Below are 23,910 nucleotides of genomic sequence, written 5' to 3' on the forward strand. Positions count from 1 at the left end.
AGCCGCGACACGGCTGGATTGCTCCAGCTCGGGCCGCGGCTGAGTAAAAACATCTGTCCGTGGGGGTGCTAGAGCACCGCCACCGCACGCAGACGGATCTCGGCGCGCCGCTCAGCGGCAGCGTCGGCATCCGACTTCGCGAGCTCCAGCGCCCGCTCGGCGCGCTGGACATCGATCTCGTCGGCCAGCTCGGCGATCTCGGCCAGCAGCGACAGCTTGTCGTCCGCGAACGAGATGAATCCACCGTGCACGGCGGCGATCACGGTGCCGCCCTCGCTCGTGCGGATCGTCACCGGGCCCGATTCCAGCACACCGAGAAGCGGCTGGTGACCGGGCATGACGCCGATGTCGCCGGACGTGGTACGCGCGACGACCAGGGTGGCCTCGCCGGACCAGACACTTCGGTCCGCGGCGACCAGCTCGACATGCAGCTCAGCAGCCAAGGGTGGCTCCTCGGGTCACCACCCGGCCGCCCGGCCGGGTGTTGGGTCAATTCTACGGGGCGTGGTGAGGGGGGCGGGACACACCCACCCCCCTCGGTGAGCCGGAGGCTCAGGAGACGCCGAGCTCCTTGGCCTTGGCCTTGAGGTCTTCCAGGCCACCGCACATGAAGAACGCCTGCTCGGGGAAGTGGTCGTACTCCCCGTCGCAGATCGCGTTGAACGCGGCGATCGACTCGTCGAGCGGGACGTCCGAACCGTCCAGGCCGGTGAACTGCTTCGCGGCGTGGGTGTTCTGCGACAGGAAGCGCTCGACGCGACGGGCACGGTGGACAACGAGCTTGTCCTCCTCGCCCAGCTCGTCGATGCCGAGGATCGCGATGATGTCCTGGAGGTCCTTGTACTTCTGCAGGATCCCCTTGACGCGGCTGGCCGCGGCGTAGTGGTCCTGGGAGATGTAGCGCGGGTCCAGGATGCGGGACGTGGAGTCCAGCGGGTCCACGGCCGGGTAGATGCCCTTCTCGGAGATCGGACGGGAGAGAACCGTCGTCGCGTCGAGGTGGGCGAACGTGGTGGCCGGGGCCGGGTCGGTCAGGTCGTCCGCGGGGACGTAGATCGCCTGCATCGAGGTGATCGAGTGACCACGCGTCGAGGTGATGCGCTCCTGGAGCACACCCATCTCGTCGGCCAGGGTCGGCTGGTAACCCACCGCGGACGGCATACGGCCGAGCAGCGTGGAGACCTCGGAGCCGGCCTGCGTGAAGCGGAAGATGTTGTCGATGAAGAGCAGCACGTCCTGCTTCTGCACATCGCGGAAGTACTCCGCCATGGTCAGGGCGGACAGGGCCACGCGCAGACGCGTCCCCGGCGGCTCGTCCATCTGGCCGAAGACGAGCGCGGTCTTGTCCAGAACGCCCGACTCGGTCATCTCGTCGATGAGGTCGTTGCCCTCACGGGTGCGCTCGCCGACACCGGCGAACACCGACACACCGTCGTGCAGCTTCGCCACACGCATGATCATTTCCTGGATGAGGACCGTCTTGCCGACGCCCGCACCACCGAACAGACCGATCTTGCCGCCCTTGACGTACGGGGTCAGCAGGTCGACGACCTTCAGGCCGGTCTCGAACATCTCGGTCTTCGACTCGAGCTGGTCGAAGGCCGGGGCCTTGCGGTGGATCGGCCAACGCTCGGTGATCTGCGCCTCGGCCTCCGGCTCGTTCAGGATCTGACCGAGGGTGTTGAACACCTTGCCCTTGGTGATGTCACCGACGGGGACGGTGATGCCCGCGCCCGTGTCGGTCACCGCGGCCTGGCGGACCAGACCGTCGGTGGGCTGCATCGAGATCGCGCGGACCACTCCGTCACCCAGGTGCTGGGCGACTTCCAGGGTCAGCGTCTTGCGGGCGCCGTCCTCGGCGGGGTCCGCGACCTCGACGTGGAGGGCGTTGTAGATCTCCGGCATCGCGTCGACGGGGAACTCCACGTCGACGACCGGGCCGATGACCCGGGCGACGCGGCCCGTGGCAGCGGCCGTCTCAACAGTGGTCGTCATTACTTGTCACTCCCCGCGGTCGCGTCGGCCAGAGCACTGGCACCGCCGACGATCTCGCTGATTTCCTGGGTGATTTCGGCCTGGCGGGCCGCGTTGGCAAGCCGGGACAGGCTCTTGATGAGGTCCCCGGCGTTGTCGGTGGCCGACTTCATCGCGCGGCGGCGGGCAGCGTGCTCGGAAGCGGCTGCCTGCAGCAGTGCGTTGTAGATACGGCTCTCGACGTAGCGCGGCAGAAGGGCGTCGAGGACGTCCTCGGCCGACGGCTCGAAGTCGAACAGCGGAAGGATCTCACCCTTGCGGGTGCTCTCCTCGGCGACCTCGTCGAGCGAAAGCGGCAGCATCCGGGCGTCGACCGCGTTCTGCGTCATCATCGACACGAATTCCGTGAAGACGATGTGCAGCTCGTCGACGCCGCCCTCGGCCGTCTCGTTCTGGATGGCCGCGATCAACGGGGCGGCGATGCGCTTGGCATCGCCGTACGCCGGGTTGTCGGTGAAGCCGGTCCAGGAGCCCTCGACCTTGCGCTCGCGGAAGCCGTAGTACGCGACACCCTTGCGGCCGACGATGTACGTGTCGACCTCCTTGCCCTCGGAGGCAAGGCGCTCCCGCAGTCGCTCCGCGGCCTTGATGGCGTTGGAGGAGTAACCGCCGGCCAGACCGCGGTCGCTCGTGATGAGCAGGACCGCGGCCCGGGTCGGGGTCTCGACCTCGGTGGTGAGCGGGTGCTTGGCGTCGGAACCGGTCGCCACCGCGGTCACCGCACGGGTGAGCTCGGTCGCGTACGGCTGCGATGCCGCCACCTTGCGCTGCGCCTTGACGATGCGCGAGGCGGCGATCATCTCCATCGCCTTGGTGATCTTCTTGGTCGCGGTGACGGCTTGGATGCGGCGCTTGTAAACGCGAAGCTGAGCGCCCATCGATCAGCCCTCGCCCAGGAGCTTGCCGTCCGAGGTCTCGAACTGCTGCTTGAAGGCGGCGATCGCGTCGGCGATCGACTGCAGCGTGTCGTCGGACATCTTGCCGCCCTCGGCGATGCTGGTCAGGAGGTCCTTGCGCTCACGGCGCAGGAACTCCAGCAGCTCGGCCTCGAAGCGACGGATGTCCTCGACCGGGACGTCGTCCATCTTGCCCGTGGTGCCGGCCCAGACCGAGACGACCTGCTCCTCCATCGGGAACGGGGCGTACTGCGGCTGCTTCAGCAGCTCGACCATGCGCTTACCGCGCTCCAGCGAGGCCTTCGAGGCCGCGTCCAGGTCGGAACCGAAGGCGGCGAACGCCTCCAGCTCGCGGTACTGGGCGAGGTCCACGCGAAGCCGGCCGGAGACCTGCTTCATGGCCTTGTGCTGGGCGGAGCCACCGACTCGGGAGACCGAGATACCGACGTTGAGCGCCGGACGCTGACCCGCGTTGAACAGGTCGGACTCCAGGAAGCACTGGCCGTCGGTGATGGAGATGACGTTGGTCGGAATGAACGCCGACACGTCGTTCGCCTTGGTCTCGACGATCGGGAGGCCCGTCATCGAACCGGCGCCCATCTCGTCGGAGAGCTTGGCGCAGCGCTCCAGCAGACGCGAGTGCAGGTAGAAGACGTCACCCGGGTAGGCCTCGCGGCCCGGCGGGCGGCGCAGCAGCAGGGACACGGCGCGGTAGGCGTCGGCCTGCTTCGAGAGGTCGTCGAAGATGATCAGGACGTGCTTGCCCTGGTACATCCAGTGCTGGCCGATGGCCGAACCGGTGTACGGGGCCAGGTACTTGAAGCCGGCCGGGTCGGACGCCGGGGCGGCGACGATGGTCGTGTACTCCAGCGCACCGGCCTCTTCGAGCGCACCACGCACGGAGGCGATGGTGGAACCCTTCTGACCGATGGCGACGTAGATGCAGCGCACCTGCTTGTTCACGTCGCCCGAGCGCCAGTTGTCGCGCTGGTTGATGATCGTGTCGACGGCCAGCGCGGTCTTACCCGTCTGACGGTCGCCGATGATCAGCTGACGCTGGCCGCGGCCGATCGGCACCATGGCGTCGACGGCCTTGTAGCCGGTCTGCATCGGCTCGTGCACCGACTTACGGACCATGACGCCAGGGGCCTGCAGCTCGAGGGCGCGACGGCTGTCGGTCGCGATCTCGCCGAGACCGTCGATCGGGTTGCCGAGCGGGTCGACGACGCGGCCGAGGTAGCCCTCGCCGACGCCGACGGAGAGCACCTCACCGGTGCGCTGCACCGGCTGGCCCTCCTCGATTCCGCTGAACTCGCCGAGGACGATCGCACCGATCTCGCGCTCCTCGAGGTTGAGGGCGAGACCGAGGGTGCCGTCCTCGAACTTCAGCAGCTCGTTCGCCATGGCGGAGGGCAGACCCTCCACCTTCGCGATGCCGTCGCCGGCAACGCTGACCGTACCGACCTCCTCGCGCGAGGCCGCGTCCGGCTGGTACGACTGGACAAAGTTATCCAGTGCGTCCCGGATCTCCTCCGGCCGGATCGTGAGCTCCGCCATCTGGGTTCCCTGCTCTCCTTGTTGGGCCCGAAGTTTCTTAAGGGGGTCTGGGGGCCGACCCCCAGGAATCTTCTGCAATTTCTGCACGGCCCAACCGGGCCGCTGGTCTTGCTTGTTCTTTGCTCTGTGTCAGCCGGCCATGCGGCGGGTCGCCTCTTCGAGACGCTCCGCGACGGTGCCGTTGATGATCTCGTCACCGACGCGCACCGAGATCCCGCCGAGGACCGCGGGGTCCACGTCCAGGTTCAGGTGCATCTGCCGGCCGTAGATCTTCGCCAGGGCGTCGCCCAGGCGCTGCTTCTGCCGGTCGCTGAGCGGCACCGCCGAGGTGACGACGGCGACCATGCGGTCCCGGCGCTCCGCGGCGAGCTTGGACAGCGAGTCCAGCCCTGCTTCCAGGCTACGTCCACGGGGCTGGGTCACGAGACGGACGATGATCCGCTCGGTGACCGGCTGCGCCTTGCCGCCGAGCAGGCTGCGCAGCAGCTCGCCCTTGGCGGACGCCGTGGCCGTACGGCTGGTGAGCGCGGAACGCAGCTCCGTGTCGGAGCCGACGATCCGGCCGAACCGGAACAGCTCGTCCTCGACGTCGTCGAGGTTCCCGCCGCGCTGGGCCGCGGTGAGGTCTGCGGTGTTCGCCAGCTCCTCGACCGAGTCCACCAGGTCACGCGACTGCGACCAGCGGGACCGGACCAGTCCGGAGACCAGGTCGACGGCCTCGCCGCCCACCTGCCCGCTGAGCAGACGCGTGGCCAGCTCGGCCTTGCTCTCGCCGCTCTGGGCCGGGTCGGTGAGAACCCGGCGCAGGGAAACTTCGCGGTCGAGCAGCGCGGTGACCGATGCCAGCTCCTCGGCGAGCTTCGCCGCGTCGACCGACGTGTTGTCGGTCAGCGCGTCGAGACGCTCGCGTGCGGCAGCCAGTGCTTCGCGGCTCGCGCCGTTCATCGGGCGGCCTCGGCCTTCGCCTCGAGCTCGTCGAGGAAACGGTCGACGGTGCCGCTCTGCCGGGCGTGGTCCTGGAGGGACTCGCCGACGAGCTTGCCGGCCAGGTCGGTGGCGAGCTTGCCCACGTCCTGACGCAGCGCCGAGGCAGCGGCCTTGCGGTCGGCCTCGATCTGGGCGTGGCCGGCGGCGATGATCTCTTCGCGCTGCCGCTGACCTTCCGCCTTCATCTCCTGGATGATGACGGCACCCTGCTCCTGCGCCTCCTGGCGCAGACGCGCGGCCTCGTGACGGGCCTCGGCGAGCTGAGCCTTGTACTGCTCAAGAACGCTCTGAGCCTCGGTCTGAGCCGCTTCGGCCTTCTCGATGCCACCCTCGATCGCCTCGCGGCGCTCTTCCAGGGTCTTGTTGATCACCGGAAGCAGTTTCTTCGAGAAGACGAAGAAGACGATGCCGAAGCAGATCAAGCCGATGACGACTTCAGGCCAGACCGGGAGCAGAGGGCTCTGCGGTTCCTCGGCTGCCAGGTACATCATGGTGGACCTTTCGTCGAATGGAGCTACAGCCACAACGTCACTTGACGATGAACGGAACGACGAAGCCGATCAGGGCGAGGGCCTCGACGACGGCGAAGCCGAGCAGCATGTTCTGGCGGATGAGGCCGGCAGCCTCGGGCTGGCGGGCGATGGCCTGCACACCGTTACCGAAGATGATGCCGATGCCGATACCGGGGCCGATCGCGGCGAGGCCGTAGCCGATGGTGCCGACGTTGCCGTTCACGGCCGCGAGGGTCTCGAAAGCAGCAGACATGTCCGTGGTTCCTTCTCTTGATGGGACCGGTGGAAAGTGTCTTCGCACCGGGCGTCTGGGGTGGGTGAGGGCTCAAGCCGGAGGGCTTGGCGGGTCCTCAGTGGGCTTCTTCGAGCGCCTGGGAGAGGTACGTGGCGGTCAGCACCGTGAACACGTAGGCCTGAAGGGCCTGGATGAACATCTCGAACACGGTCAGGACCAGCGTCATGATGAACGACGCGCCCGCGTAGACCGTGCCCAGGACGGTGCCGAGCATGTACCAGGTGGCGATGGTGAAGATCAGGATCAGGATGTGACCCGCGAACATGTTCGCGAAGAGTCGCACAGCCAGCGTGAACGGCCGGACGAAGACGTTGGAGATGAACTCCAGCGGCGTCAGCAGGACGTAGATCGGCTTGGGCAGACCACTCGGGACGCAGAGGTTGCGGATGCCTCCGACGAATCCGTTCGTCCGGAACGTCACCGTCATGTACGTCACCCAGACCACCAGGGCCAGGCCGATGGGGTAGGCGATGACGGAGCTGACCGGGAACTGGGCGAGCGGAATGATGGCCCAGAGGTTCAGGATCCACACGAAGAAGAACAGCGAGACCAGCAGAGGGACGAAGGGCTCGCCCTTCTTGCCGATGACCTCACGGGCAATGCCGCGGTGGACGAAGTCGTACAGCGCCTCGGCGACCATCTGCAGCTTGCCCGGAACGACCTTGGGCTTCGAGAAACCGGCCCAGAAGAAGGCCAGGATCGCGAACGTGCCGATGATCGCGAGCAGCATGGGCTTGTTGAACTCGACAGGCCCAATGGTGAAGAGCGGCTCGAAGAGGAACGACCACACGCTGGGGGCATGGAACCCGCAGTCCTTGAACAGGTGGCAGTTCGTCTCGAAGGCGAGCGTCTGGGCGTCAGTCACCAAGAGCTCCTTCTGCATGGCGCATGGATGCGGCTACCTCGTTGTGTCGGAGCGGCGGGTGGCCGCAGGTCGGCACCGGACTGGTTCTTACGGTGAGGAGGCGGCGGCCGGGCCCGAAGCCTCGCGATGTATCAAGCGACCGCCCTGTTGCCCGCGCTCGCACTACCGCAACCGAGACCGGACGATAGCAGCACGTCGAACACGGCTTTATTCCGGCCCTACTCGTCACGATCTCCCCCAGGCCCGCCCGGACGGTTCCGGGTGTCCGCGTCGGGGTCGACGTAGAGGGTCTTGCTCCGCGCGTGCAGCACGGCCTGCGTGGTGATCCACGTGATCACGGCTGCGACCAGCGAGAGGGCGAAGACCTGAAGATCGAAGAGAGAGGTGTTCCTGATGCTCAGGATGAAGATGAGCAGGAGCACGAGCTGGGCCGAGTAGATCATCAGCCCCATGCCCTGGAACAGGTGAGGCATGGTCTTGCCGACCCAGTTGAGCGCCAGCAGTCCGAGCGCCATGAAGACGATCACGACCACGCAGCCGACCGCGGCACCGATCGCCCCCTCGCCGCCGGCGACGAGCCCGCCGACGAGCGTGGCGATGGCTCCCACCGCGGCGGTGGGGGTGGCGATGCGCAGTAGTTCGCGCATGTCGGACTGCATGGCGGCAGCTCCACTGGTCTGAGAGGAGGAATGGGGCGTCGTCATGGACGAGCGTAGGCCCGGTCCGCGAGGCGGATTTTCGGGCCAATGGACCGTCTCACTAGGGTCCTTCGGCTCCGTCACCGGGTCTCGTGAACGGTATCACAAACTATTTGATGAGGTCTTTACCTGGAAAGTGTGCCAACTGTCACACATGAGGGTTACCTCGCGCGTGTGTGCACGACAAGGCGGCGCAATGTCTGGTAATGCACCGCAGGATCCGAATCGTCAGCGCGAGGAGTCGATGGAACGGCGATCCGGGAAGCGCGAACGAGCACCGATCGCGGTAGCGCCGTTGACGCCGGACACCCCGACCGCCACAGGGGCCCGTTCGACGGCCTCCTCGCCCATCTGAGCGTCTGCCGCGCCCTGTTGGGCCCCGGAGGTCACCGGTGCCGGCTTCTCGCCGTGGGAGGACGACGGAGCCGCGGCCCGCTCGGTCGCCCGGTGCCGGTAGCGCGGCGGGACGAAGCGGTTGGCCCAGTGCGGGGCGCGCGGGGTGAAGCGCGGCATCAGCAGCAGGGCCAGGCCCACCGCGCTCGACGCGATGATGACGAACACGATCCATGAGGACGCCGAGTGCACCGAGTAGCCGACGGCGCCGAAGGCGATGAGCGCCGACCAGAAGTACATGATCAGCACGGCCCGGCTGTGCGAGTGGCCGATCTCCAGCAGCCGGTGGTGCAGATGGCCCCGGTCGGCGGCGAACGGCGACTGGCCGTTCCAGGTGCGCCGGACGATGGCGAGGACCAGGTCGGCGGCCGGGATCGCGATGATCGTCAGCGGCAGCACCAGCGGGATGAAGACCGGCAGCAGGGCGTGGGTGGCCTCGCGCTCGCTGCCCTCGAAGAGCTTCATGAGGTCCGGGTCGACCTGGCCCGTGATCGAGATCGCGCCCGCCGACAGCACCAGGCCGATCAGCATCGAGCCCGAGTCGCCCATGAAGATCCGCGCCGGATGCATGTTGTGCGGCAGGAAGCCGAGGCACATGCCCATCAGGATCGCCGCGAACAGCGTCGCGGGGGCCGCCGCCTCGATCCCGTACCCGTACCAGAGGCGGTAGGCGTACAGGAAGAACGCCGCCGACGCGATGCACACCATGCCCGCCGCGAGCCCGTCCAGGCCGTCGACGAAGTTGACCGCGTTGATCGTGATGACGACCAGCGCCACCGTGAGCAGCGTCCCCTGCCACTGGGTGAGGGCGACCGTGCCGACGCCCGGGATCGGCAGCCACAGGATCGTGAGGCCCTGGATGACCATGACGGCGGCGGCGATCATCTGGCCGCCGAGCTTGATCAGCGCGTCGATCTCGAACTTGTCGTCCAGGACGCCGATCAGCCAGATCAGCGCGGCGCCGGAGAGCAACGCCCTTGGCTCGTTGGAGAGTTCGAAGACGCCGTTCAGGTTGAACAGGTGGTCGGCGACGATCAGTCCCGCACACAGTCCGCCGAACATGGCGATGCCACCGAGCCGGGGAGTCGGTTCCCGGTGGACGTCGCGCGCGCGGATCGCGGGCATCGCCCCGACCGCGATGGCGAACTTACGCACCGGTCCGGTCAGCAGATAAGTCACCGCTGCCGTGACACAGAGCGTCAGCAGGTAATCACGCACGGGCTGCCCCACAGAATTCGCCGGCCATCTGAGCCCCAAAGACTAGTCTCTGAAACAAGGACTCCACGGTACGGGTGATGGTTCCACGGGCCCCGCCCACCTCGCCTACCCCGGATACGGCGGATTGCGCAGGGCCAGTTCACGGACCTCCGCCGCGATCGGGCTCACATCGCCCGGCTCCCGTACGGCCGCCCCGAACAGCGCCGCGATCCTGGCCATGTCCCCCTCGTCCATCCCCTGCGTGGTCACGGCGGCCGTGCCCAGGCGGATGCCCCGGGCGTCCCCGTACGGCAGGGCACAGGTGTCCAGGACCATGCCGGCCGCCGCCAGCCGCATCCGCGCGGTGCGGCCGTCGACGCCGAGCGGTGCCGGGTCCGCGACCACGATGTGGGTGTCGGTACCGCCCGTGGTGACCTCGAAGCCCTCCGCCTCCAGGCCGGCGGCGAGCACCCGGGCGTGGGCGACGACCTGGTGGGCGTAAAGCGTGTACGCCGGGGTCTCGGCCTCGCCGAACGCGACCGCCTTCGCCGCCACCGTGTGCATCTGCGCCCCGCCCTGGGTGAACGGGAACACCGCCCGGTCGATCCGCCCGGCCAGCTCCGCGCCGCACAGGATCATGCCGCCGCGCGGCCCGCGCAGCACCTTGTGCGTGGTGGCGCAGACCACGTCGGCGTACGGGACCGGGCTCGGGGCCGCTCCCCCGGCGATCAGCCCCATCGGATGGGCGGCGTCCGCGATCAGATACGCGCCGACCTCGTCGGCGATCTCGCGGAACATCTCGTAGTCGGGGTGGCGGGGGTAGGAGATCGAGCCGCAGACGATGGCCTTGGGGCGGCGGGCGCGGGCCAGGGCGCGGAGCCGGGTGTGGTCGATGAGCCCGGTGTCCGGGTCCACGCCGTAGCCGACGAAGTCGAACCAGCGGCCGGAGAAGTTGCCCGGAGCCCCGTGGGTGAGGTGTCCGCCGTACGGCAGTCCCATCGCGAGGACCGTGTCGCCGGGGCGCAGCAGCGCGGCGTAGGCGGCGAGGACGGCGGAGGAGCCGGAGTGCGGCTGGACGTTGGCGTGTTCGGCGCCGAAGAGGGCGGTGGCCCGGCGGACCGCGATGCGTTCGGCGGCGTCCGCGTGTTCGCAGCCGCCGTGGTGGCGGGCGCCCGGGTAGCCCTCGGCGTACTTGTTGGCGAGCGGGGAGCCGAGGGCGGCGAGGACCGCGGGCGACTGGAAGTTCTCGCCGGCGATCAGCTGGAGGGTGCTCGCCTGACGGTCCCTCTCCGCGTCCAGGACCCCGGCGATCTCCGGGTCCTGGCGGAGCAGGGCGCCGAAGTCCTGGGGCAGGGCGTCGGGCGCGGGCGACACGGCTGCGGGTGCGGCGGGGGAGGTGACCGGCATGGGACGGCTCCGGGCCTGGAGGTGGGTGCGCCGGCGAGGGGTGCCGGTGTCAGCTCCAATGTAGGCCGGGGCCGGGCGCCGTGCCCGCTGTCGCGGCGTCCCGTACGCCGGTCGGCGCACCGGCCGCCCGATACGGCGCGGGTGTGCCGCTCAGCTCGGGGCGTGTACGCCGGTGAGCGCGGTGACGACCGGGTCGAGGGCCTGGTTGATCTCGTCGCCGATGGAGCGGAAGAAGGTGATGGGGGCGCCGTAGGGGTCGTAGACCTCGTCCGCCTCGGCGGTCGGGGCCAGCAGCCAGCCGCGCAGCGCGGCGGCGGCGCGCACCAGGGCGCGGGCGCGCTCGACGACGCCCTCGTCGCGCGGGTCGGGCAGGGTGGCCGGGTCTATGGCCCGTACCAGCCGGGTGAACTCCTTGAGCGTGAAGGTGCGCAGGCCCGCGGAGTGGCCCATGGAGATGACCTGGGCGCGGTGGTCGCGGGTGGCGGTGAGGACCAGGTCGGCGCGGATCACGTGCTCGTCGAGCAGTTCGCGGCCGACGAAGCCGCTGGCGTCCGCGCCGAAGTCGGCGAGGACGACCTCGGCGTTGGCCTCCATGGGCGCGCCTTCATGGCCCCAGGTGCCCGCGCTCTCCACGATCAGGCCGCCGCTGAGCGGATCGCCGAGGCGGTCCACCAGGGCATGGCGGGTCAGCCGCTCGGTGATCGGTGAGCGGCAGACGTTGCCGGTGCTGACGTGGAGGATGCGGAAGGTGTCGGTCCGCCCTGCTATGCCACGCCCCTCGGGGGCGGTCAATTGGCCACCTCGAGGTCGGGAACCACCTTGCGCAGCTCCTCCGCGGAGAGGGCGCCGGCGCGCAGCAGGACCGGGGTGGCGCCGGTGACGTCGACGATCGAGGACGGCACGATGCCGGGCGTCGGGCCGCCGTCGAGGTAGACGGAGACGGAGTCGCCGAGCATGCCCTGGGCGGCGTCGCAGTCCTCCGGCGCGGGGTGTCCGGTGAGGTTGGCGCTGGAGACGGCCATCGGGCCGACCTCGGTGAGCAGCTCGATGGCGACCGGGTGCAGCGGCATCCGGATGGCGACGGTGCCCCGGGTGTCGCCGAGATCCCACTGGAGGGAGGGCTGGTGCCGGGCGACGAGGGTGAGGGCGCCGGGCCAGAAGGCGTCGACGAGCTCCCAGGCCTCCTCGGAGAAGTCGGTGACCAGGCCGTGCAGGGTGTTCGGCGAGCCGATCAGGACGGGGGTGGGCATGTTGCGGCCCCGGCCCTTGGCGTCGAGCAGGTCCGCGACGGCCTCCGAGGTGAAGGCGTCCGCACCGATCCCGTACACGGTGTCGGTGGGCAGCACGACCAGTTCGCCCCGGCGGACGGCCGATGCGGCCTCGCGCAGACCCGTGGTCCGGTCGGTGGCGTCGTTGCAGTCGTATCGCCGAGCCATCAGCCGGCCTCCTCGGACAGGTGCGGGTACGGGTGGTGGTGCCGGATCCGGGTCACGGCATGGCCTTGCGGGCGGTGGCGAACCGGGGCCGCTTGTTCAGGTCGGGGTGGTCGGCGGCATCCGCCCAGCCCCGCTCCTCGGTGAAGATCCACGGCACCTGGCCGCCCTGGGTGTCGGCGTGCTCGATGACGACGAGGCCGCCGGGGCGCAGCAGCCGGTGGGCGGTGCGTTCGATGCCGCGGATGGTGTCGAGGCCGTCCTCGCCGGAGAACAGGGCCATCTCCGGGTCGTGGTCGCGGGCCTCGGGGGCGACGTACTCCCACTCGGTGAGCGGGATGTACGGCGGGTTGGAGATCACCAGGTCGACCTGGCCGTCGAGCTCCGGAAGGGCGCTCAGGGCGTCTCCCTTGTGCACGGTGACCCTGGACCCCTCGGCGTTCTTCCGCGTCCATCTGAGGGCGTCCTCGGACAGCTCCACGGCGTGGACGCGCGAGCGCGGGACCTCCTGCGCCATGGCGAGCGCGATGGCGCCCGATCCGGTGCACAGGTCGACGACGACGGGCTCGACGACGTCCATCGCGCGCACGGCGTCTATCGCCCAGCCGACGACCGACTCGGTCTCCGGCCGGGGCACGAAGACACCGGGTCCTACCTGGAGCTCCAGGTAGCGGAAGAAGGCGCGGCCGGTGATGTGCTGGAGGGGTTCGCGGGCCTCGCGGCGGGCGATCGTCTCCCAGTACCGGGCGTCGAAGTCGGTGTCGGGCACCGTGTGCAGCGCGCCCCGCTTCACCCCGTGGACGAAGGCCGCGAGTTCCTCGGCGTCGAATCGCGGTGAGGGGACACCGGCGTCGGCCAGCCGCTGGGTGGCCTGGGCCACCTCGGCGAGCAGCAGGTTCATCGCGGTTCTCCGTACGGGTTACGGGTGTGCGGGGCGGGCGGGACGCTTACGCGTTGGCGAGCTTGGCGGCGGAGTCGGCGTCGACGCATGCCTGGATGACGGCGTCGAGCTCTCCGTCGAGGACCTGGTCCAAGTTGTACGCCTTGAAGCCGACCCGGTGGTCCGAGATGCGGTTTTCCGGGAAGTTGTAGGTCCGGATCTTCTCGGATCGGTCGACGGTACGCACCTGGCTGCGGCGGACGTCGGAGGCCTCCTGCTCGGCGGCCTCCTGGGCGGCGGCCAGCAGCCGGGAGCGCAGGATGCGCATGGCCTGCTCCTTGTTCTGGAGCTGGCTCTTCTCGTTCTGGCAGGAGGCGACGACGCCGGTCGGCAGGTGGGTGATGCGGACGGCGGAGTCGGTCGTGTTGACGGACTGGCCGCCGGGGCCGGAGGAGCGGTAGACGTCGATACGGAGATCGTTGGCGTGGATCTCGACGTCGACCTCCTCGGCCTCGGGGGTGACGAGCACGCCCGCGGCGGAGGTGTGGATACGGCCCTGGGACTCGGTGGAGGGCACGCGCTGCACCCGGTGCACGCCGCCCTCGTACTTCATCCGGGCCCAGACGCCCTGGCCGGGCTCGGTGGCGCCGTTGCCGCCCTTGGTCTTCACGGCGACCTGGACGTCCTTGTAGCCGCCGAGCTCGGATTCGGTGGAGTCGATGATCTCGGTCTTCCAGCCGACGCGCTCGGCATAGCGCAGATACATGCGCAGCAGATCACCGGCGAACAGGGCGGACTCGTCGCCGCCCGCGCCCGCCTTGATCTCCAGGAGCACGTCCTTGTCGTCGCTGGGGTCGCGCGGGACGAGGAGGAGACGGAGCTTCTCGGTGAGCTCTTCGCGCTCCTTCTCCAGGTCCTTGACCTCGGCGGCGAAGTCGGGGTCGTCCGCGGCGTACTCGCGGGCGGTCTCGATGTCCTCGCCGGTCTGCTTCCAGCTCCGGTACGTGGAGACGATCGGGGTCAGCTCCGCGTAACGCTTGTTCAGCTTGCGCGCGTTGGCCTGGTCGGCGTGGACCGACGGATCGGCGAGCTTCTTCTCGAGACCGGTGTGTTCACCGATCAGTTCCTCGACCGCCTCGAACATTCGGGGGCTCCTGGTTGGTCTGGATTCTGCGGGCCTGCTGGAGGGCGTACTGCCCGGTGGGGTGTCCGGCGGGGGCTCCCCCGGGCACCCGACCGGAAAAAACGCCGGTTCCGACGCCCCCGGGAAGAGGGCGCCAGGAACCGGCGCAGTGGCTCGCTACTTGCTGGCGGAGCCGGCAGCCTTGCCGAAGCGGGCCTCGAAGCGGGCCACGCGGCCGCCGGTGTCGAGGATCTTCTGCTTGCCCGTGTAGAACGGGTGGCACTCGGAGCAGACGTCGGCGCGGATGGCGCCGGAGTCGATGGTGCTCCGGGTGGTGAACGACGCACCGCAGGTGCAGCTGACCTGGGTCTCGACGTACTCGGGGTGGATGTCGCGCTTCAAGGTGTCTCCTAGTTTCGGGAGGGCGCCGGGTCGTCCGCGCGGATTGCGCGGCCGTGAACCGGGGCCGACGTACCAGTCTGCCAGGACCGGCCGTATCTCCCAAAACCAGGGACGGGGGCCAGGTATTCCCCTACTCTCCGCGCACGGCGGGTGACCGGCGGGCCCGGCTCGTCCTACTCGACGACCTTCGCGGCCTCGCCCTTGTCGCCGGCCGACTTCTCGGTGGCGGAGGCGGGGATCGGCCGGTCGTTCTTGAGGGCGGCCCAGACCTGGCGGCCGGCGTTCTCCTGCGGCAGGACCCGGTTCGGGTCGGCCGGGTCGTACTCCACCGGCAGGGTCACCATGTGGACGTTGTCCGCGCCCAGCCCCTTGAGGCCGCCCGCGAACCCGGTGAGCTTCTTGACCGAGCCGAGCCCGGAGTCGGTGGTGACGGCCTTGGTGGCGGCGTCCGCGAGACCGTAGAGCTTCTTGGGGCTGGAGAACACCCCGACGCTCTTCGTCTGCTCCATCAGCGCCTTGACGAAAGCCTGTTGGAGCTGGATACGTCCCAGGTCGCTGCCGTCGCCGACGCTCTTGCGGGTGCGGACGAGCCCGAGGGACTCCTCGCCGTCCAGGGTGTGGGTGCCCGGCTCCAGGTCGAGGTGGCTCTTGGAGTCGTTGATGGCGGTCTTCGTGGTGATCTCCACGCCGCCCAGCTCGTCGATGAGCTTCTCGAAGCCGGTGAAGTCGACCTCGAGGTAGTGGTCCATGCGGATGCCGGACATCGCTTCTACGGTCTTCACGGCGCAGGCCGGCCCGCCGACCTCGTACGCGGTGTTGAACATCGCCCGGTGCTCGGCGGGAACCGTCTCGTCCGTCGTGTCGCTCGTGCAGGCGGGGCGCTCTATCAGGGTGTCGCGCGGTATCGACACGACGCTCGCGCTCTTGTGGCCCTTGTCGACGTGCACGACCATCGCCGTGTCCGAGCGGGCCGCGCCCTCGTCGGCGCCGTACTTCCCGTTGTCGCCGGAGCGCGAGTCGGAACCCAGCACCAGGATGTCCTGCGAGCCGTCGTCCACGTCGTCGGGACGGTCGGCGCCGAGCTTGGCGTCGATGTCGACGCTGGAGAGGTTGCCGTCGAGCGCCAGGTAGGCGTATCCGAGTCCGGCCCCGCCGACGACCACGACACCCGCCACCGTCCAGGCCGCGACGACCTTGGCACGGTGCCGTCCCGAGGGCTTCCTCCGCCGGCTGCCGGTACCGCGTATGCGGCCCGTGCTCCTGCTCTGCTCGCTCACACGTCTCCCTCGTGACTCCTGTAGCCCGTCTGCCCCCCCCCTGCCGTGGTGGTCCACGCGCGGCCGGCCTCTCCTGTAGGGACGGCCGAAGCACCAAGAAGGGTTGCATACGCGGCTGTGGCCCCCGTTCGGCCGGCAGGCGCGGTACACAGTCGGCAGCCGGCCGGTGCTCCGGCGTTCACCTGGGGTTTTCCGGCTCCGGCCGACGTCGGCCGGAGCACTGCGGGGCGACGCTCCGTGTGGCAAAGGTCTCGGGACGGCCCGGTCGACGCACGGCGGCCCCCCTCACCGGAGCGAGGGGGGCCGCCGTGTTCAACTGCCGGAAGAACGTCAGTCGTTGCCGTTCCCGCTGCCCGGCGTCGTCTTCTGGATCTGGAGCAGGAACTCCGCATTGGACTGGGTCTTCTTCATCCGGTCCAGGAGAAGCTCGATCGCCTGCTGCTGGTCGAGCGCGTGCAGCACCCGGCGCAGCTTCCAGACGACCGCCAGCTCGTCGGTGCCGAGCAGGATCTCTTCCTTACGGGTCGAGGACGCGTCGACGTCCACCGCCGGGAAGATGCGCTTGTCCGAGAGCTTCCGGTCGAGCTTGAGCTCCATGTTGCCGGTGCCCTTGAACTCCTCGAAGATCACCTCGTCCATGCGCGAGCCGGTCTCGACGAGCGCGGTGGCCAGGATGGTCAGCGAGCCGCCGTCCTCGATGTTGCGCGCCGCGCCGAAGAAGCGCTTCGGGGGGTACAGCGCGGTCGAGTCGACACCACCGGAGAGGATGCGGCCGGAGGCCGGCGCCGCGAGGTTGTACGCGCGGCCCAGTCGGGTGATCGAGTCGAGCAGGACGACCACGTCGTGACCCAGCTCGACGAGACGCTTGGCGCGCTCGATGGCCAGCTCGGCGACGGTGGTGTGGTCCTCGGCGGGACGGTCGAAGGTCGAGGAGATGACCTCGCCCTTCACCGACCGCTGCATGTCGGTGACCTCTTCCGGACGCTCGTCGACCAGGACGACCATCAGGTGGCACTCGGGGCTGTTGACCGTGATCGCGTTGGCGATGGCCTGCAGGATCATGGTCTTGCCGGTCTTCGGCGGGGCCACGATGAGCCCGCGCTGGCCCTTGCCGATCGGGGCCACCAGGTCGATGATCCGCGTCGTCAGGATGTTGGAGTCGGTCTCCAGACGGAGCCGGTCCTGCGGGTAGAGCGGGGTCAGCTTCTGGAACTCCGGGCGGCCGCGGCCGGACTCGGGGGCCATGCCGTTGACCGAGTCGAGGCGGACCAGCGCGTTGAACTTCTCGCGCCGCTCGCCGTCCTTGGGCTGACGCACCGCGCCGGTGACGTGGTCACCCTTGCGCAGGCCGTTCTTGCGGACCTGGGCGAGCGAGACGTACACGTCGTTCGGGCCCGGCAGGTAGCCGGAGGTCCGGATGAACGCGTAGTTGTCGAGGATGTCCAGGATGCCCGCGACGGGGATCAGGACGTCGTCGTCGGCCACCTGCACATCGCCGGCGAAGTCGTCGCGCCCGCGACGGCCCCGGCGGTCGCGGTAACGGCCACGACGGCCACGACGGCCGCCCGCCTCGTCGTCGAAGTCGTCCTGCGGACCGTTGTCACGGTTCTGCTGGCCCTGCCCCTGGCCCTGGCGCTGCGGGCGCTGCCCGCCGCCGCCCTGCTGGCCCTGGTCGTCGCCCTTGCCCCGGCGGTCGCGCTGACGCTCGCGGCGGTCGCCACGCTCACCGCGCTCGCCCCGCTCACCGCGGTCACGACGGTCGCCGCGACGGCCCTCGGCCGTGTCGGCGGCGGCCTCGGCCTTGGCGTCGCCCTTCGGCTCGGCGCGCTCCTCGGTCTTCTGCTCGGCCTGGGGCTCCGCCTTCGCCTTGACCTCGGTCTTCGCCTCGGTCTTGGTGTCGGGGCTGCCCGCCTGCGCGGTGGCACGGCGGCGACGACGCTCGCCCGCGGGCTGGTCGTCGCTGGCCGGCTGACCGGGGATGTCGATCTGCTGCTGGGCCGTGTCCTTCTCGGCGGCAGCAGCGCCCTCGTCCCCGGTGCGCGCCTTGGAGGTCGCGCGGCGCTTCGGCTTGCTCTCCGCCTCGGCGGGGGCCGCCGCGGCCTTGGAGGAGGTCTTGGGGGCGGCGGATCCACCACCCGCCTGCGCCTCCTTGATGACCTCGATCAGCTGGCTCTTGCGCATCCGCGCAGTGCCCCTGATGCCGAGGCCGGACGCGACCTGCTGCAGCTCGGCCAGGACCATGCCCTCGAGGCCGGTGCCGGAGCGGCGGCGCCGTGCGGTGGTGCCAGTGGCAGCACCTTCGGCGGGCGCGGCGCTGTCGACGTTCTTGTCGGCAGTCACGCCCATCAGATCGGTGGTGTCGCTCACGAAGGGTCCTTCCCTGGAGCGGACGTCGGCCTTCTGGCTCGGCGACCGGTTGTGCTGTCCGACTGCGGTCTGTTGATCTTGCTGGATCGCGGACCTTGCCGGGGCGGTGGTCCGCCGGGTACGGCGGAGAGATGAACGTGCGGGGTCCGGCGCGAGATCCCCCTGCTCGGCCCACTCCTGGACGAGCGAGGGGTGTCGTGCCGGTTCCGGAGCGTGCTCGAAACTGCTCAGGCAGGCTGCTCAGGCAGTTGGGGAGGCTCCCGGAAGAATGGCGGTCCCGGAGGGGGACACGAAGCAACGCGCCTCAAAGACGTCGGTTGCAGACTTGAGGTTAACACTACCGGCTCCAACAAACATTCCCCCTCTCGCTCACCGGTAATCACATGCGGTTACGCGGCCAGCGGCAGCACACTGGCGCCCGTCGCGTCGAGGGCCAGCCGGTTCGCCGCCCAGCCCTCCCCCGCCAGTCGGGCGACCTTGTCGGCCGATCCTTCCTCCGTCAGCGCGAGGACCGTGGGCCCCGCACCGGAGATGACCGCGGGCACACCGTCTCCACGCAGACGGTTGACCAGTTCCACGCTCTCCGGCATGGCGGGGCCCCGGTATTCCTGGTGGATCCGGTCCTCGGTGGCGGCGAGCAGCAGTTCGGGGCGGCGGGTCAGGGCCTCGACGAGCAGGGCCGCCCGGCCGGCGTTGAGCGCGGCGTCGACGTGCGGGACGGTGCGCGGGAGCAGTCCGCGCGCCGTCTCGGTGAGCACCGGGCGCCCGGGGACGAAGACGACGGGCACGACGGAGTCGGCGGGGTCCATCCGGATCGCCCGGGCCGCGCCGCCGTCCATCCAGGCCAGCGTGAATCCGCCGAGCAGACAGGCCGCGACATTGTCGGGGTGCCCCTCGATCTCGGTCGCCAGCTCCAGCAGGGCCGCGTCGTCGAGGCGGGCGTCGCCGCCGGTCGTCACGGCGCGGGCGGCGACGATTCCGGCGCAGATGGCGGCGGAGGAGGAGCCGAGGCCGCGGCCGTGCGGGATGCGGTTGGCGCAGACGATCTCCAGCCCGCGGGGCTGCCCGCCGAGCAGGTCGAACGCGGTGCGCAGGGAGCGTACGAGCAGGTGGCTCTCGTCGCGGGGCAGGGTCTGGCTGCCCTCACCTGCGATGTCGATGTGCAGCCCGGAGTCGGCGACCCGGACGACGACGTCGTCGTACAGCCCCAGCGAGAGACCCAGGGAGTCGAATCCCGGACCCAGGTTGGCGCTGGTTGCGGGGACGCGCACCCTGACGGCGGCGGCTCGGAACGCGGGACCGGCCATCGGTCGGACCACTCCTTGTAAGGCGGCGGGGATGCAGTGCGGGTGGCTCTGCGGCGGCGGGGCGTTGAAGACGGGGTTATGGGCGGGGGCGGCTGCGGTGGGGGTCGCGGCTGTGCGGAGGGCTCCGGAACGGTGCGGGATCCGGTGACCGGCCCGACGGCCACGACGGGGACCGCAGGCGTGGCGGTCCGGCGGGCGGATGCCGGGCGGATGGGGTACAGCTTATCGAAGGAAGGTTCTGTGGCGACATAGGGCGCACAGGAGGCGCACGATGCGTGTCGCCCGCCTCCCATGCGCTCTCCGCCCCGGAAAGGGGCCGGTTGAGCCGGGTTGTCGCGGTTGCCCCGGGCCGAACGCGACGCCCGCCGCGTTCGACCCGGGGACCGGATCAGACGAGTCCGAGCTTCTCGGCGGCGGTGGCCGCGTCGACCGGGACCGTGACCGGCTGCGGGGCGCCCGCGACGGCCCAGTCGGGGTCCTTGAGGCCGTTGCCGGTGACCGTGCAGACGATGCGCTGGCCGGGGTCGACCTTGCCCTCCTCGGCGGCCTTGAGCAGACCGGCGACGGACGCGGCCGACGCGGGCTCCACGAAGACGCCCTCCTGGGAGGCCAACAGCCGGTACGCGGACAGGATCTGCCGGTCCGTCACCTCGTCGATGAAGCCGCCCGACTCGTCGCGTGCGGCGAGCGCGTAGTTCCAGGAGGCCGGGTTGCCGATCCGGATCGCGGTGGCGATGGTCGACGGGTCCTTGACGACCTCGCCGCGCACGATCGGCGCGGAGCCGGAGGCCTGGAAGCCCCACATGCGCGGGGAACGGGTCGAGACGCCGTCGCCTGCGTACTCGGTGTACCCCTTCCAGTACGCGGTGATGTTGCCCGCGTTGCCGACCGGCAGGACGTGGATGTCGGGAGCGTCGCCGAGCGCGTCGACGATCTCGAACGCGGCGGTCTTCTGGCCCTCGATCCGGACCGGGTTGACCGAATTGACCAGCGCCACCGGGTAGTTGTCCGAGAGCGAGCGGGCCAGGGTCAGGCAGTCGTCGAAGTTGCCGTCGACCTGGAGGATCTTGGCGCCGTGCACGAGCGCCTGGCCCATCTTGCCGAGCGCGATCTTGCCCTGCGGTACGAGGACGGCGCAGACCATGCCCGCACGCACCGCGTACGCCGCGGCGGAGGCCGAGGTGTTGCCGGTGGAGGCGCAGATGACGGCCTTCGCGCCCTCCTCCTTGGCCCGGGTGATCGCCATGGTCATGCCGCGGTCCTTGAACGAACCGGTGGGGTTGGCGCCCTCGACCTTGAGGTGCACCTCGCAGCCCGTGCGCTCGGAGAGGACCTGCGCCGGAACGAGCGGCGTACCGCCCTCACGAAGTGTGACGACCGGCGTCGTGGCCGTGACCGGGAGGCGGTCCCGGTACTCCTCGATGATGCCGCGCCACTGGTGGGTGCCCTTGCTGGTCATGGGTCCTTTACTCCCCTTCAACACGCATGATGCTGGCGACACCGCGCACGGTGTCGAGCTTGCGCAGCGCTTCGACGGTCCCGGAGAGGGCGGCGTCGGGCGCGCGGTGGGTGACGACGACGAGCGATGCCTCGCCGCCTCCATCTGGACGTCCTTGCTGGCGTACGGTATCGATCGATACGCCCTGCTCGGCGAAGACCGTCGCGACCTGGGCGAGCACGCCCGGCTTGTCGGCCACGTCGAGGCTGATGTGGTACCGCGTGACGACCTCGCCCATGGGGCTGACCGGCAGGCGGGTGTAGGCGGACTCACCGGGGCCGGTGGCCTCGCCCAGTTTGTTGCGGCAGACCGCGACGAGGTCGCCGAGGACCGCGGAGGCGGTCGGCGAGCCGCCGGCGCCGGGCCCGTAGAACATCAGCTGACCCGCGGCGTCGGCCTCGATGAACACCGCGTTGTACGCCTCGCGGACCGAGGCCAGCGGGTGGCTGAGCGGGATCATCGCGGGGTGGACGCGGGCGGTGACGGACTGCCCGTCGGCGGCGCGCTCGCAGATGGCGAGCAGCTTGACCGTGCAGCCCATGCGACGGGCGGAGGCGATGTCGGCGGCGGTGACCTCGGTGATGCCCTCGCGGTGCACGTCGCCGATCTTCACCCGGGTGTGGAAGGCGATCCCGGCGAGGATCGCGGCCTTCGCGGCGGCGTCGAAGCCCTCGACGTCGGCGGTCGGGTCGGCCTCGGCGTACCCGAGGGCGGTGGCCTCGTCGAGCGCCTCGGAGTAGCCGGCGCCACTGGTGTCCATCTTGTCGAGGATGAAGTTGGTCGTGCCGTTGACGATGCCGAGCACCCGGTTGACCTTGTCGCCCGCGAGCGACTCGCGCAGCGGCCGGACCAGCGGGATGGCCCCGGCGACGGCGGCCTCGTAGTACAGATCACGGCCGTACTTCTCGGCGGCGGCGTGCAGGGCCGCGCCGTCCTCGGCCAGCAGCGCCTTGTTCGCGGAGACGACGCTCGCGCCGTTCTCGAAGGCGGTGGTGATGAGCGTGCGGGCCGGCTCGACGCCCCCGATGACCTCGATGACGACGTCGATGTCGCCGCGCCGCACGAGCGCGGTCGCGTCGGTGGTGATCAGTGCGGGGTCGATGCCCTCACGCACCTTCGAGGGCCGGCGGACGGCCACGCCGGCGAGCTCGACCGGCGCGCCGATGCGCGCCGCGAGGTCGTCGGCGTGCGTCGTCATGATGCGCGCCACCTCTGAGCCGACCACACCACAGCCCAGCAGCGCCACCTTCAGCGGACGCGTACGCATCATCCGACCTCGTTTCTCATACATGCACATGTGGGGACCAGTCTCACTCACCGGACGGGAGTTTCTGACCCCCGTCCGGATCCTGAGATGACTATTTCATCAGCCGACATCGAGACGCAGGAGATCTTCCTCCGTCTCGCGCCGGACGATGACGCGTGCCTCTCCGTCGCGGACGGCGACGACCGGAGGCCGCAGCGCGTGGTTGTAGTTGCTCGCCATGGAACGGCAGTACGCGCCGGTGGCGGGGACGGCGATCAGGTCGCCGGGCGCCAGGTCGGCGGGCAGGAACGCGTCCTTGACCACGATGTCACCGCTCTCGCAGTGCTTGCCGACGACCCGGACCAGCATCGGTTCGGCGTCCGAGGTCCGCGAGACCAGCGCGACGCTGTACTCGGCGTCGTACAGCGCGGTGCGGATGTTGTCCGACATGCCGCCGTCGACGCTGACGTACGTCCGCAGCCCCTCCAGGGGCTTGATCGTGCCGACCTCGTACAGCGTGAACGCGGTGGGTCCGACGATGGCGCGCCCCGGCTCGACGGAGATCCGGGGGGTGCGCAGCTTCGCGGCCTCGCACTCGCGGGTGACGATGTCGCTGAGCGCCTTGGCGATCTCGTGCGGCTCGCGGGGGTCGTCCTCGGAGGTGTACGCGATGCCGAGGCCACCGCCGAGGTCGATCTCGGGCAGCTCGACACCGTGCTCGTCGCGGATCTCGGCGAGCAGCTGGACCACGCGCCGGGCGGAGACCTCGAAGCCGGCCATGTCGAAGATCTGCGAGCCGATGTGCGAGTGGACGCCGATGAGTTCGAGCCCGTCGAGGGCGAGCGCGCGGCGCACCGCCTCGGCGGCCTGCCCGTCGGCGAGCGCGATGCCGAACTTCTGGTCCTCGTGCGCGGTGGCGATGAACTCGTGGGTGTGGGCCTCGACGCCGACGGTGACGCGGATCTGCACCCGCTGGCGGACGCCGTGGCGCCGGGCGATGTGGGCGACGCGGACGATCTCCTGGAAGGAGTCGAGCACGATCCGCCCGACGCCCGCCTCGACGGCCCGCTCGATCTCGGCGACGGTCTTGTTGTTGCCGTGGAAGGCGATGCGCTCGGCGGGCATACCGGCGTCGAGCGCGGTGGTCAGCTCACCGCCGGAGCACACATCGAGGTTGAGCCCCTCCTCCTTGAGCCAGCGCACGACGGCGCGGGAGAGGAAGGCCTTCCCGGCGTAGAAGACGTCGGCGTCCGGCCCGAAGGCGTCGGCCCAGGCGCGGCAGCGGGCCCGGAAGTCGCTCTCGTCGAGGAAGTAGGCGGGGGTGCCGAACTCCTCCGCGAGCCGGGCGACGGTGATCCCGCCGACGGTGAGGGCGCCGTCCGCGTCGCGGGTGACGGTACGCGACCAGACCTTCTCGTCGAGGACGTTGAGGTCGGCGGCGGGCGCGGAGTAGTGGCCCTCGGTGAGGACGTCGGCGTGACGGGGACCTGCGGGGTGTGCGGAGCGGCTCATCGTGATGGTTCTTTCAGGTCTCTT

General features: G+C 69.9%; 22 protein-coding genes. All 22 read right to left on the reverse strand.

All coding sequences use genetic code 11. The annotated features are described in order from the left end of the window. Positions 1-68: 68 nt before the first annotated feature. Complete coding sequence (locus AC0VY3_RS27685) at positions 69-443, reverse strand: F0F1 ATP synthase subunit epsilon (protein ID WP_010060164.1); 375 nt, start codon at positions 441-443, stop codon at positions 69-71. Between the two features lie 109 nt (positions 444-552). Beyond that, positions 553-1,995, reverse strand: a complete 1,443-nt coding sequence (gene atpD / locus AC0VY3_RS27690; protein ID WP_103508052.1) for a F0F1 ATP synthase subunit beta — start codon at positions 1,993-1,995, stop codon at positions 553-555. After that, complete coding sequence (locus AC0VY3_RS27695) at positions 1,995-2,912, reverse strand: F0F1 ATP synthase subunit gamma (RefSeq protein WP_475550859.1); 918 nt, start codon at positions 2,910-2,912, stop codon at positions 1,995-1,997. Before AC0VY3_RS27695 ends, atpD begins: the two co-directional genes overlap by 1 nt. A 3-nt stretch (positions 2,913-2,915) precedes the next feature. Then, positions 2,916-4,487: a F0F1 ATP synthase subunit alpha gene (atpA, locus tag AC0VY3_RS27700; RefSeq protein WP_030580920.1), complete on the reverse strand. Its 1,572-nt coding sequence runs from the start codon at positions 4,485-4,487 to the stop codon at positions 2,916-2,918. 129 nt (positions 4,488-4,616) lie between these two features. Beyond that, the gene (locus AC0VY3_RS27705; protein ID WP_475550860.1) at positions 4,617-5,432 is read right to left on the reverse strand and encodes a F0F1 ATP synthase subunit delta; all 816 of its coding nucleotides are present in this window, start codon (positions 5,430-5,432) and stop codon (positions 4,617-4,619) included. After that, entirely contained in the window at positions 5,429-5,965 is a 537-nt protein-coding gene (locus tag AC0VY3_RS27710; protein ID WP_098024909.1) for a F0F1 ATP synthase subunit B, read from the reverse strand. The genes AC0VY3_RS27705 and AC0VY3_RS27710 overlap by 4 nt, the downstream gene beginning before the upstream one ends. 37 nt (positions 5,966-6,002) lie before the next feature. Continuing rightward, complete coding sequence (gene atpE, locus AC0VY3_RS27715) at positions 6,003-6,239, reverse strand: ATP synthase F0 subunit C (RefSeq protein WP_003966254.1); 237 nt, start codon at positions 6,237-6,239, stop codon at positions 6,003-6,005. 97 nt (positions 6,240-6,336) lie between these two features. Then, positions 6,337-7,164 (reverse strand): F0F1 ATP synthase subunit A, encoded by an 828-nt coding sequence (atpB, locus tag AC0VY3_RS27720; protein WP_103508050.1) that lies wholly within the window; start codon positions 7,162-7,164, stop codon positions 6,337-6,339. Between the two features lie 200 nt (positions 7,165-7,364). After that, positions 7,365-7,805, reverse strand: coding sequence for a Cg1360 family ATP-synthase-associated protein (locus AC0VY3_RS27725; protein WP_103508049.1), 441 nt, complete (start codon positions 7,803-7,805; stop codon positions 7,365-7,367). Between the two features lie 267 nt (positions 7,806-8,072). After that, entirely contained in the window at positions 8,073-9,467 is a 1,395-nt protein-coding gene (locus tag AC0VY3_RS27730) for an MraY family glycosyltransferase (RefSeq protein WP_181010773.1), read from the reverse strand. A 93-nt stretch (positions 9,468-9,560) separates the two neighbouring features. Continuing rightward, positions 9,561-10,841, reverse strand: coding sequence for a serine hydroxymethyltransferase (locus AC0VY3_RS27735; RefSeq protein ID WP_103508047.1), 1,281 nt, complete (start codon positions 10,839-10,841; stop codon positions 9,561-9,563). Between the two features lie 150 nt (positions 10,842-10,991). Beyond that, positions 10,992-11,633, reverse strand: coding sequence for an arsenate reductase/protein-tyrosine-phosphatase family protein (locus tag AC0VY3_RS27740; RefSeq protein WP_103508046.1), 642 nt, complete (start codon positions 11,631-11,633; stop codon positions 10,992-10,994). Further along, positions 11,630-12,277, reverse strand: coding sequence for an L-threonylcarbamoyladenylate synthase (locus AC0VY3_RS27745; RefSeq protein ID WP_006127582.1), 648 nt, complete (start codon positions 12,275-12,277; stop codon positions 11,630-11,632). Before AC0VY3_RS27745 ends, AC0VY3_RS27740 begins: the two co-directional genes overlap by 4 nt. A gap of 52 nt (positions 12,278-12,329) precedes the next feature. After that, positions 12,330-13,175, reverse strand: coding sequence for a peptide chain release factor N(5)-glutamine methyltransferase (prmC, locus tag AC0VY3_RS27750; protein ID WP_073878327.1), 846 nt, complete (start codon positions 13,173-13,175; stop codon positions 12,330-12,332). A gap of 46 nt (positions 13,176-13,221) precedes the next feature. Then, positions 13,222-14,298: a peptide chain release factor 1 gene (gene prfA, locus AC0VY3_RS27755; protein ID WP_103508045.1), complete on the reverse strand. Its 1,077-nt coding sequence runs from the start codon at positions 14,296-14,298 to the stop codon at positions 13,222-13,224. A gap of 156 nt (positions 14,299-14,454) precedes the next feature. Beyond that, positions 14,455-14,679, reverse strand: a complete 225-nt coding sequence (gene rpmE / locus AC0VY3_RS27760; RefSeq protein ID WP_015611364.1) for a 50S ribosomal protein L31 — start codon at positions 14,677-14,679, stop codon at positions 14,455-14,457. A 173-nt stretch (positions 14,680-14,852) separates the two neighbouring features. After that, complete coding sequence (locus AC0VY3_RS27765) at positions 14,853-15,956, reverse strand: LCP family protein (RefSeq protein ID WP_103508044.1); 1,104 nt, start codon at positions 15,954-15,956, stop codon at positions 14,853-14,855. Positions 15,957-16,286: 330 nt separating this feature from the next. After that, a complete protein-coding gene (gene rho, locus AC0VY3_RS27770; RefSeq protein WP_475550861.1) occupies positions 16,287-18,323 on the reverse strand; it encodes a transcription termination factor Rho in 2,037 nt (678 codons plus the stop codon). Between the two features lie 389 nt (positions 18,324-18,712). Further along, on the reverse strand, positions 18,713-19,630 hold the full coding sequence (gene thrB / locus AC0VY3_RS27775; RefSeq protein ID WP_475550862.1) for a homoserine kinase: 918 nt from the start codon (positions 19,628-19,630) through the stop codon (positions 18,713-18,715). 388 nt (positions 19,631-20,018) lie between these two features. Further along, complete coding sequence (thrC, locus tag AC0VY3_RS27780; RefSeq protein WP_047178819.1) at positions 20,019-21,089, reverse strand: threonine synthase; 1,071 nt, start codon at positions 21,087-21,089, stop codon at positions 20,019-20,021. A gap of 7 nt (positions 21,090-21,096) precedes the next feature. Next, positions 21,097-22,398: a homoserine dehydrogenase gene (locus tag AC0VY3_RS27785; RefSeq protein ID WP_475550863.1), complete on the reverse strand. Its 1,302-nt coding sequence runs from the start codon at positions 22,396-22,398 to the stop codon at positions 21,097-21,099. A gap of 96 nt (positions 22,399-22,494) precedes the next feature. Continuing rightward, positions 22,495-23,886, reverse strand: a complete 1,392-nt coding sequence (gene lysA / locus AC0VY3_RS27790) for a diaminopimelate decarboxylase (protein WP_103508041.1) — start codon at positions 23,884-23,886, stop codon at positions 22,495-22,497. Between the last annotated feature and the right edge of the window lie 24 nt (positions 23,887-23,910).

The sequence above is a fragment of the Streptomyces sp. iso_384 genome, from assembly GCF_056172905.1.